The organism is uncultured Tateyamaria sp., from assembly GCF_947504105.1.
In the GTDB taxonomy this organism is placed as follows: Bacteria; Pseudomonadota; Alphaproteobacteria; order Rhodobacterales; family Rhodobacteraceae; genus Tateyamaria.
Genome location: NZ_CANNGP010000026.1, coordinates 59,347 through 68,998, shown reverse-complemented (window position 1 = coordinate 68,998; position 9,652 = coordinate 59,347). Strand labels below are relative to the sequence as shown.

The following is a 9,652-nucleotide window of genomic DNA, read 5'->3' as shown; positions in this document are numbered from 1 at the left end:
CCATTGCCAAACTACTCTCGGCAACGGACTCGCAGATCAGGCAAGCATCAGGAAGGTGGGGTCAGCGCAACGCTTACGATACACCGCCATCTTCAACCTGTACCGCAGGCCCGAGGTCTTCGTTTCCGAACTCCGGCATAACGGATGAAGGGTGATCACGCCGGTTAAACCCATCAATGACACTCATGACGAAATTCTGGGGAAAGACGCCCCGATTTTGTGCGGTGAGCGTCGTCAGGTCAGGTGGTGGCGTGCCAAGGCCAAGCGATTCCGCACCAGCGCCTCTTCCGTCATCACCATGACATGCGGTGCACTTCTGCATGTACAGCGCTTTGCCATGCACAACGCTCACATCAGGCTCCCGGTTTTCGGGTGCGCAAGCTGCGAGGATGGTCCCAGCAACCAGGACCGGGATGACTTTGAAAGGGGATACCATTGCACGCTCGCCTCTGTTGTGTCGTTACAAACCTAGCGATCCGGACTCGCGCCGCCCTTGACATATCTCAAGACCAGCGGCGCCTTCGCTCCGACAAGCGGACGAGTTAACCTAAATCTCGAGCACGATCCGCCCGGTGATCTCCCCCGCCTTCATCCTGCCAAAGATCGCGTTTATGTTTTCCAGCTTGTCCCATTCGAAATGGGTTTTGATCTGTCCCTCAGCCGCAAGACCAAGCGATTCCACAAGATCCAGTCGTGTACCAACTATTGAGCCGCAGATGGTCAGGCGCTTCAACACCACGTCAAAGATCGGCAATGGGAAGGATCCGGGTGGCAAGCCAACAAGACTCATCGTTCCGTGTCGCCTCAACATCCCTGTAGCCTGCGCAAAAGCTGTTGTGCTGACCGCAGTCACAAGCGCACCATGCACGCCGCCCAGGTGGTCGGTCACTTCCTTGATTGGATCGGTAGAGGTGGCATTGATCGTCACGTCGGCGCCCAACGATTTGGCAAGACGCAGCTTATCGTCCGCGACATCGACAGCAACGACATGCATGCCCATCGCTTTCGCGTACTGCACCGCCATGTGACCCAGCCCACCAATCCCGCTGATTGCGACCCACTGACCCGGACGTACCTCGGTTTCCTTGAGCCCCTTGTACACCGTCACCCCTGCGCAAAGCACGGGCGAAGCAGGTCCGAATTCGAGTGCATTCGGCAGCAGACCGACGAAATTGGCATCGGCACGCACAAACTCTGCATAACCGCCATCGACTGAATAACCGGTATTCTGCTGGCTCTCGCAGAGGGTTTCCCACCCGCCTGAGCAATGTTCGCAACGCCCGCATGCCGTATGCAACCATGGCACACCCACCCGATCACCTTCGTTCAGGTGAGTGACATCGGCACCAAGGGCAGCGACTTCTCCTACCCCCTCGTGCCCCGGAATGAAGGGAGCCTTCGGCTTAATTGGCCAATCGCCCATCGCGGCGTGCAGGTCGGTGTGACAGACGCCCGAAGCACGCACGCGCACCAAGACATCCCGTGGACCAATCTGCGGCACCGGCACCTCTCGGATATCGAAGGGTTGGCCAAGCTTGGTCACAACAGCGGCTTTCATGGTCTTGGGTAATGTGGTGGGCATCGCGCGCCTCCTGTTGGCAAGGTTTGGTACCTGACTGCCACGCGCTGCGGATGCGCTCATTGACATTGCTCAATGTGCAATCCGGCAGCGACGATAAACCGGGACCGAAAGGACCCGGCACCATGTCTTCAGACCCACCTCCCGCAATCTATTGCTACTCGAAATCAGGTCATACCCGGCGCGCCGCCGAAGTATTTGCGCAGAAGACCGGCGCTGAGATCGTGCCAATAGAAGTGGATCGTTACCGGATACCGCTTCTTTGGATTGTTCGCGCCATTTGGGATGTCTGGCGGTCACGTATTCCACCACTTCGTACTGGAAATGTCGTTCCGGCAGCGCGGCCGTGGATCGTCGTCGCTACACCTGTCTGGGCAGACCAGCCTGCGCCACCAGCGCGCAGCGTCTTGGCGACCTTGTCCTTGTCGCCGACTGCCGTGGGTTTGCTGACCACATGCGGAAGCTCTTCGGACCAACTCAAGTGCATGCAGACATGCGATGCGGTGCTGGGGCATCCGCTGACGGGGCATGCCAATATCCCAAACGAGATCGAAAACACAGATGAGATGGATAAGCGACTGAGCAGATTCGCGAATGTTATGAGGACGTCCGCCTCGAAGGGTGCTGCATGACAGCCCGCACCCTGGACAGGGTGTTCCACACGCGCGGCTTGACCAAGGTCTACGACACCGGGGAGGTGAAGGTATACGCCCTTGCCGGTGTAGACCTGGAGTTGTTCTCTGGCGAGCTGACTGTCCTGCTCGGCCCATCAGGCAGTGGCAAGTCCACGCTTCTGAACATACTTGGCGGATTGGATCACGCGACCGAAGGCAGGGTATGGTTCCGCGATCTGGAACTCACCAACTTGCGCGATCGCAGCCTGACCCGATATCGACGTGACCACGTTGGGTTCGTTTTTCAGTTCTACAACCTTGTCCCGAGCCTGTCGGCCCGTGAGAATGTACAACTTGTTACGGACGTAGCCCCCAACCCCATGCGCCCCGAGGAAGCCTTGGAGCGTGTGGGCCTTGCGCATAGGATGGATCACTTTCCCGCCCAGCTTTCGGGGGGCGAACAACAGCGCGTGGCCATTGCCCGCGCCGTTGCGAAACGGCCAGAAATCCTATTGTGTGATGAACCCACCGGCGCGCTCGACAGCAAGACCGGTATTCAGGTGCTCGATGTGCTTAAGCATGTGAATGAAGATCTTGGCACCTCGACCGTCGTCATCACCCATGCCGCCGAAATCCGGAAGATGGCGCATCGGGTGATCTGGTTCCAGGACGGGAAAATAGCAAACATCGAAGTGAACGAGACCCGGCTGGAACCGGCCGAGATCGAGTGGTGAGCGGAATGGAAGCACTCGACCGCAAACTCCTACGCGATTTCCGCAGGCTTTGGTCACAGTTTCTGGCGATCTCTCTTGTCCTCGCGGCAGGTGTCGCGGTTCTGCTCATGTCCTTCGGCATGTCCGGCGCGTTGGAGGACACGCGCACCACGTACTACGAGCGCAACCGCTTTGCGGATATCTTTGTCGACGTGAAGCGCGCGCCGAACATGTTGCTCGATATCATCCGCGACATTGACGGGGTCGCATCGGTCGAGCCCCGGGTGACGACTTATGCAACGCTGGATATCCCCGACAAGGTCGACGCGACCGTGGCCTATGTGGCGTCGCTGCCTGAAAATGGCACCATCCTTAATCAACCGATCCTGCGTATTGGCAATTGGCCACAGCCAACTGCAACCGACGAGGTTGTGCTGAACGCACCTTTTGGCGAGGCGAACGACCTTTGGCCAGGGGACGCTTTCACTGCAACCCTGAACGGCACCAAACGCACATTGACTGTCACGGGATGGGCGTTGTCACCCGAGTTCATTTACACCATCGGTCCCGGCAGCTTGACCCCGAGTGACGAGGACTTTGGGGTTGTCTGGATGCCGGAACAAGCGCTCGCCGCCGCGCTCGACCGAACGGGTGCGTTCAACAACCTGTCTGTCAAACTCCGCCCTGGCTACCGGATCGAACCGGTCATCGACGAGTTAGACATATTGCTCGATCCTTATGGCACGCTTGGTGCCATCGATCGGACGGAACAGGTATCGAATGCCTTTATCGACGCGGAAGTCACACAACTGCAAACACTGGCCTACAAGCTACCACCCATCTTCCTCGGCATTACGATTTTTCTGGTGAACATGGTGATAGGTCGGATCGTTGCGCTGGAACGGGCCGAGATTGGCTTGCTCAAAGCCCTCGGATATTCGGATGCGACCATCCTGATGCATTACCTGCTGCTTGCCGGGTTGGTTGGTGTCGTTGGTGTAGCGTTGGGATATGCTGCTGGCAGTTGGCTAAGCTTTGAGCTGGCGAAACTCTACGCCGACTTTCTGAAGTTCCCATACCTGATCTATTCCGTATCGTGGAACATCTACCTGATTGCCGGTTTGCTGGGCCTGATTGCTGCGGGCAGCGGGGCAGCGCGTGCGGCATGGGTGGCTGCAAGACTGGCACCGGCTACGGCCATGTCACCACCGGCACCACCGCGCTTCCGCACCAGTTGGATGGACCGTATTCTACACGCCGTCCACATCAGCCAGCCCGCGATGATGATCGTTCGCAGCATAATCCGCTGGCCCGTTCGCGCGGGGCTTAGCATACTTGGCATGGCCCTTGCCGTTGGCATTCTCGTATCATCGAACTTCTTTCCTGACGCGCTCGACCTGATCATTGACACCGCGTTCTATCAATCGAACCGACAGCACGCGGTCTTGTTCTTTAACGATGAGATAGAAGATAGGTCGGTGATCGAAGCAAACCGTTTGCCCGGCGTGCTCCAAGCCGAGGGGCAGCAGGTCATGACGGCTGTTCTGCGTTACGAACATCGCGGCAAACGCACGACAATCGAGGCACGGCAACCGGGTATGAACCTAAGCCGCATCGTATCAACCACAGGCGAGGTCGTGGATGCCCCACCTGGTGGCATCATGTTGTCAGAACGCTTGGCGAAACAGCTGGGCGCTTCTGTGGGCGATGTGATCGAGGCGAAATTTCTCGGTGTCCATAAAGGTACCCACCAACTGCCTGTCACCCAGCTTGTGACGCAGTATTTCGGTCTTGGCGCATATATGGATCAAACCACTGCAAACCGTTTGTTCCAGCAAGACGCGCGGGTGGCCATCGTCAACGTCACGCTTGATCCGGCCCATGACGAGGCCTTTCAGCAAAGCCTTAAGGAACTTCCCCGCCTGGGCGGGCGGGCAATGCTTTCTGAAAACCGCGCGGGGTTCGAGGAAACGATCAGCCGCAACATTCTGATCACGACCACAATCTACGCCATCCTGGGGACGTTGATTACCGTGGGTGTCGCCTATAACGGGGCGCGCATTCAACTGTCGGAACGGGCGCGAGAATTGGCAAGCCTTCGCATCCTCGGCTTCACCCGGGGTGAGGTTGGGTTCGTATTGGTCGGTGAAATCATGTTGTTGGCGCTGTTGGCACAACCGCTTGGATGGGGGATCGGCTGGGGTGTCGCAAAGATGTTGACCGAAAGCTACACCAGCGATCTCTACGCTATTCCGCTCGTGATCAAACCGTCCACGTATTCCTCGGCCAGTCTCATCGTGCTGACAGCTGCACTGGCCTCTGTCTTGGTTGTGCGACGCAAGCTCGACCGCATCGATCTTGTTTCCGTGATGAAAACCAGAGAGTGACACCATGGTCCAAACCAGTCGTAACATCGTCCTTGGCCTGATCGGAGCTGGTATTGCCGGAGGGTTATTGTTCGTGACCTTCCGCCCCGAACCGATCCCCGTTGACCTGCATACTGTCAAAAGGGACCATTTTGAGGTCACCGTAGACGTTGATGGCACCACCCGCGTCGTAGAGGTGTTCGAAGTCTCGGCCCCGATTGCAGGCGTGGTCCAAAGGTCGCCGGTGCGCGTGGGTGACCCCGTCGTGGCGGGTGAAACCGTTGTGGCACTTGTCGAACCGATCTCGCCCGGTTTGCTGGATGCCCGATCGCGCCTGCAAGCCGAAGCCGCCGTCAGCGAAGCAGAAGCAGCCTTGCATGTTGCTGAAACAGAACTGGCCAGCGCACGCGAAGATCACGTGTATTCCAAATCGCATTTTGAACGAACAACGGAACTTGTTGAACGTGGTGTCGCAACGATCACGCGCTTGGAGGAGGCGCAGCAGCGCTTTGCCGTCGCGGATGCGGCACTGGATGCGGCAAATGCACGAATTGCCCAAGCGCAAGGCGGGCTCAGGCGCGCCGAAGCAGCCCTGGTCGAGACGTCTGGCAACGGCAAGGACGTCATGTGTTGTATGTCGCTATTTGCGCCGTCCGACGGAGTTGTTCTGGACATTGACGAGGTGAGCGCACGACCCGTTCCGTCGGGCGCACGTCTTTTGACGATCGGTGACCCGGGCCAGATCGAGCTGGTGGCGGATCTTTTAACCTCAGACGCCGTCAGCCTACCACCAAATGCACGTGCCTATGTCGAGCGATGGGGCGGACAACCATTGGAGGCGCGCCTGGCCTATGTCGAACCCGCCGCGCGCATGAAAGTGTCAGCTCTCGGGATCGAGGAGCAGCGTGTGGATGTGGTTTTTGACATCGTGACGCCAACTGAGATGCGTCCGGATCTAGGTCATGAGTTTGCGGTCTACCTGCGCGTTGTTACACAGGAAGAAACGGACGCATTACTTGTTCCCCTCAGTGCCGCGTTCCGTATCGAAGACGGTTGGGCCGTTTTTCGCACTGAGGGGGATCGCGTCGCCCGCATACCAGTCGATCTTGGTGCCCGGAATGGCCGTTACGCCGTGGTACAAAGTGGTTTGGAGCCCGGTGACCGCATTGTCGAACACCCGCACGCCGATCTGACAGACGGCGCCCTGTTCGAAGAACGCACCACATTCTGAAGGAGTTTCCTGTGCACGAAGACCAAAAAGATCGAAGTCTTGACCGCATCCTGCACAGTGCCATTGGCCGTATGACGGGAGGGCTGTCACCCACAGCCCTCAGCACAGCATGGCTGGATTGGGCGCTGCATGTCGTGGGCTCACCCGAACGGCAGATGCAGCTTTCCTTCAGTGCTTGGAACAAGGCATTGGATGCATGGGCCACGTTGGTCACAGGCATTGCCCACAACACCCCCGACAAACGGTTTGCCAGCCCGGCATGGGCGCGCCCACCTTACAAACAGTTGCGCCACTGGTTCGCATTACAGGAGGCTTGGTGGCAGGAGGCGACTGCCCCCATCGTCGGGGTCGATCCGGCACATCAGCGCATCGTCGCCTTTGCCGCGCGCCAGATCATCGACACCATGTCGCCCTCCAATTTTATGCTCACAAACCCGGACGTGGTCGATAAGACGGTTGAACGGCATGGTCAAAACTTTGTGCAAGGCTGGCAGCACTGGCTTGAGGACTTCAACCAGCTCATCAGTCAAAAGTCCAAGGTCCACCCGGATTATCTTGTTGGAAAGACCATCGCCGTTACCGAAGGCGACGTTATCTATGAGAATCGGTTGATCGAACTGATGCGTTACCATCCGACAACCAAAAAGGTGCATGCAGAGCCGATCCTGATCGTGCCAGCCTGGATCATGAAATACTATATCCTCGATCTATCGCCGCACAATTCGCTGGTCGCATATCTGCGCGACCAAGGATTCGAGGTTTACATCATTTCATGGAAAAACCCGGACAAAGATGATGCGGACCTGTCGCTCGATGATTACTTGTCTCTCGGCCTTTTTGCTGCAATCGATCACATCGCGCCCGAACCGGACTGTGAGGTGCACGCGGTGGGCTACTGTCTTGGGGGGACGTTGCTCGCGGCCGGCGCTGCCGCCATGGCACGTGAGGGCGACGCACGGTTGAGCAGTCTTTCGATGCTGGCCGCACAGGTCGATTTTTCCGAACCGGGCGAACTGTCTCTGTTCATCAATGAAAATCAGGTCGCCTTCCTGGAAGACATCATGGCGACCCAAGGCTACCTGCGCGCCGATCAAATGGCAGGTGCCTTCCGCATGCTACGCTCGACCGACCTGATCTGGAGCAGGATCGTGCGCCACTATCTATTGGGCGAGCGCACCGCCATGAACGATCTGATGGCTTGGAACGCGGATGCCACACGCATGCCTGCGCAGATGCATTCTCAGTACCTGCGGCAGATGTTTCTGGAAAACCGCCTGGCCAAGGGATTGTTCAATGTCGGTGGCAAACCAGTCGCCCTGACCGACTTGCGCATGCCAATTTTCTGCCTCGCGACCGAGACTGACCACGTTTCCCCTTGGCGGTCGGTGTTCAAACTGCAACTGCTGACCGACACCGATGTCACATTTTGCCTGACGGCAGGTGGGCACAACAGTGGAGTTTTGTCGGAACCCGGTCATCGCAAGCGCCACTACCGCCTCCGCAAAAAAAAGAGGGTGACCAACATACATCCGCCAGCGCCTGGATAAAGCAGGCCGAGATTGCCGAAGGATCATGGTGGCCCGCCTGGACAGATTGGCTGATAAATCAAAGCGGGAAGCAGCGCTCCGCAAATACAAAAAAGCGCAGGGTCATCAGGCCAGCGCCAGGAAGCTATGTATTTGGATAAGCCCAGTGCGAGCAATCAGCCTTTTGGGGTGCCGTCAGAGGCCCCGGATGAATAGATGTCTTGGCCCATTTGCACCAGCTTTCCGGTCTCTGCCGTGTATTGATCAATCGCTGTCTGCAGAAACTCGGACTGAATGTTTTGAAGCTCATTGACGTTTTTGCAGTGCAGCATCTTGTGCTGTGTCTTGACGTCTTCCTTGATCCTGTCTGCGACAAAAGACAGAACTTCGCTGCCCAGATCGCTCATACCTTCCACCCAGGCCAATCCCATTTGAGACATCATCTTGAGGCTTTGATCCTGCAAGGCAGAGACATCGCCAGCTATTTTTGTCGCCGGGTTTTCTTCGGATGAAGCGGCCTCTGCCGCGCCTGCAGGTGCTTTCGGTGGCATCTCTCTCTCCCAACAATGACTGATGATCAAAGCCTAACGTGAGGGGTGCGCGTACCAATTGATCTTTCTCAATGCCTGCCACGCCAGAAGCCACCCGGCCCCATTGTCGTTTTTGCGCGTCAGTTCAAGGGTATGCTCGTCCTCATTCTTATTTTTGCCACCGCTATCGCCTTGTCCATTGGCGAACGTGTGGATGCATTGGCAAATGGCTTGGTCCTCATTCTGAACGCTGTGTTGGGGTTCGTGCAGGAATGGCATGCCGAGACTGCACTTGACGCCTTACGCTCGATGTTGTCGCCGCATACGATCATGATGAACCTCATTATCGGCGAGCCGTTGATCTTTCTTGAGACGCAAATCCTTTTGATGAATTTGATTGCGGACAGCATCACGGCAGTCGCGCTGGGCCTCGAAAAAGAAGGTCCGGACCAGATGGAACGTCCGCCGACCTTTGGGTATTCTGTACATTCCTGCCGTTTGGCATAGACGTCGCCTGAACAACCGCCTTCACAGCCATACTGATCCTTGAAAAGTCAGCGTTTTGGGCCGCGCCGCTCAAGGTCGTGCCTTAGCTGGCAAAGGCAGTGGCGTCTCGCCATGCAAACAATTGATTTTCGGCATTTCCCATAAGGCAAACCCTACCTCGCAAACCGAGCACTCAGTTGTCGATGAAATCGACGTGAACATGATTTCCGTCCGGGTCCCACACATTGAAGGCAGACAGGTTCATTTCCTCTATGCCGGACCGTTGATAGGCAACGCCCCTTTGCTGCAAGCGATCCTGAAAAGCCTCAGCATTACCGGAAGCGCGAAACGCAAAATGTTCGAGTTTCAGTTTGGTTTCGGAACCTACGGCATCCTCGTCATCTACGGCGACCAAATGCACCGCCGCCACGCCGCCCGCATAGAGCCACGCGCCGTCCATGCTGAGCGCCGGGCGGGCACCTGCGGATAGGCCCAGAATTTCTTCGTACCACTGGATCATTTCTGCAAGGCGCGTCGTACAAAGATTCACATGATCAAGACGTTCGATAGGCATACCGGTACTCCTCCCTCTTCCGTCCCCACCCTA

General features: G+C 57.2%; 10 protein-coding genes. 5 read left to right on the top strand and 5 right to left on the bottom strand.

Annotation, left to right across the window (positions count from 1 at the left end):
• Positions 1 to 73: 73 nt before the first annotated feature.
• The 3 genes from Q1A75_RS15485 to Q1A75_RS15475 form a co-directional block, all read right to left on the bottom strand.
• A complete protein-coding gene (locus tag Q1A75_RS15485) occupies positions 74 to 436 on the bottom strand; it encodes a c-type cytochrome (RefSeq protein ID WP_299547461.1) in 363 nt (120 codons plus the stop codon).
• A gap of 111 nt (positions 437 to 547) precedes the next feature.
• Positions 548 to 1,582, bottom strand: coding sequence for an alcohol dehydrogenase AdhP (gene adhP / locus Q1A75_RS15480; protein ID WP_299547458.1), 1,035 nt, complete (start codon positions 1,580 to 1,582; stop codon positions 548 to 550).
• A 241-nt stretch (positions 1,583 to 1,823) separates the two neighbouring features.
• A complete protein-coding gene (locus tag Q1A75_RS15475; RefSeq protein WP_299640385.1) occupies positions 1,824 to 2,066 on the bottom strand; it encodes a hypothetical protein in 243 nt (80 codons plus the stop codon).
• A gap of 141 nt (positions 2,067 to 2,207) precedes the next feature.
• Here Q1A75_RS15475 and Q1A75_RS15470 point away from each other — a divergent pair, with 141 nt between their 5' ends.
• Genes Q1A75_RS15470 through Q1A75_RS15455 form a run of 4 tightly spaced genes read left to right on the top strand, consistent with a single transcriptional unit; the run spans position 2,208 to position 8,050 of the window.
• Positions 2,208 to 2,927, top strand: a complete 720-nt coding sequence (locus Q1A75_RS15470; protein ID WP_299547452.1) for an ABC transporter ATP-binding protein — start codon at positions 2,208 to 2,210, stop codon at positions 2,925 to 2,927.
• 5 nt (positions 2,928 to 2,932) lie between these two features.
• On the top strand, positions 2,933 to 5,293 hold the full coding sequence (locus Q1A75_RS15465) for an ABC transporter permease (RefSeq protein ID WP_299547449.1): 2,361 nt from the start codon (positions 2,933 to 2,935) through the stop codon (positions 5,291 to 5,293).
• Between the two features lie 4 nt (positions 5,294 to 5,297).
• Positions 5,298 to 6,503: an HlyD family efflux transporter periplasmic adaptor subunit gene (locus Q1A75_RS15460; protein WP_299547446.1), complete on the top strand. Its 1,206-nt coding sequence runs from the start codon at positions 5,298 to 5,300 to the stop codon at positions 6,501 to 6,503.
• Positions 6,504 to 6,514: 11 nt separating this feature from the next.
• Entirely contained in the window at positions 6,515 to 8,050 is a 1,536-nt protein-coding gene (locus Q1A75_RS15455) for an alpha/beta fold hydrolase (RefSeq protein ID WP_299547444.1), read from the top strand.
• A gap of 155 nt (positions 8,051 to 8,205) precedes the next feature.
• Here the strand turns inward: Q1A75_RS15455 and Q1A75_RS15450 are convergent, their stop codons facing one another.
• A complete protein-coding gene (locus Q1A75_RS15450; RefSeq protein WP_299547442.1) occupies positions 8,206 to 8,580 on the bottom strand; it encodes a phasin family protein in 375 nt (124 codons plus the stop codon).
• A gap of 132 nt (positions 8,581 to 8,712) precedes the next feature.
• Between Q1A75_RS15450 and Q1A75_RS15445 the strand changes: the two genes are divergently transcribed.
• Complete coding sequence (locus Q1A75_RS15445) at positions 8,713 to 9,066, top strand: cation transporting ATPase C-terminal domain-containing protein (RefSeq protein WP_299547439.1); 354 nt, start codon at positions 8,713 to 8,715, stop codon at positions 9,064 to 9,066.
• Positions 9,067 to 9,238: 172 nt separating this feature from the next.
• On the opposite strand, the gene Q1A75_RS15440 is transcribed toward Q1A75_RS15445, so the two are convergent.
• Positions 9,239 to 9,619 carry a VOC family protein gene (locus tag Q1A75_RS15440; protein WP_299547436.1) on the bottom strand — a complete coding sequence of 127 codons (381 nt, stop codon included), beginning with the start codon at positions 9,617 to 9,619 and terminating at the stop codon, positions 9,239 to 9,241.
• Positions 9,620 to 9,652 lie beyond the last annotated feature (33 nt).

What these genes read in the sequence shown, in the direction of transcription:
- Q1A75_RS15445 (WP_299547439.1), top strand. Translation starts at nt 8,713, where the DNA reads ATGCTCGTCCTCATTCTTATTTTTGCCACCGCTATCGCCTTGTCCATT.
- Q1A75_RS15460 (WP_299547446.1), top strand. Translation starts at nt 5,298, where the DNA reads ATGGTCCAAACCAGTCGTAACATCGTCCTTGGCCTGATCGGAGCTGGT.
- Q1A75_RS15465 (WP_299547449.1), top strand. Translation starts at nt 2,933, where the DNA reads ATGGAAGCACTCGACCGCAAACTCCTACGCGATTTCCGCAGGCTTTGG.
- Q1A75_RS15450 (WP_299547442.1), bottom strand. Translation starts at nt 8,580, where the DNA reads ATGCCACCGAAAGCACCTGCAGGCGCGGCAGAGGCCGCTTCATCCGAA.
- adhP (WP_299547458.1), bottom strand. Translation starts at nt 1,582, where the DNA reads ATGCCCACCACATTACCCAAGACCATGAAAGCCGCTGTTGTGACCAAG.
- Q1A75_RS15485 (WP_299547461.1), bottom strand. Translation starts at nt 436, where the DNA reads ATGGTATCCCCTTTCAAAGTCATCCCGGTCCTGGTTGCTGGGACCATC.
- Q1A75_RS15470 (WP_299547452.1), top strand. Translation starts at nt 2,208, where the DNA reads ATGACAGCCCGCACCCTGGACAGGGTGTTCCACACGCGCGGCTTGACC.
- Q1A75_RS15440 (WP_299547436.1), bottom strand. Translation starts at nt 9,619, where the DNA reads ATGCCTATCGAACGTCTTGATCATGTGAATCTTTGTACGACGCGCCTT.
- Q1A75_RS15475 (WP_299640385.1), bottom strand. Translation starts at nt 2,066, where the DNA reads ATGCACTTGAGTTGGTCCGAAGAGCTTCCGCATGTGGTCAGCAAACCC.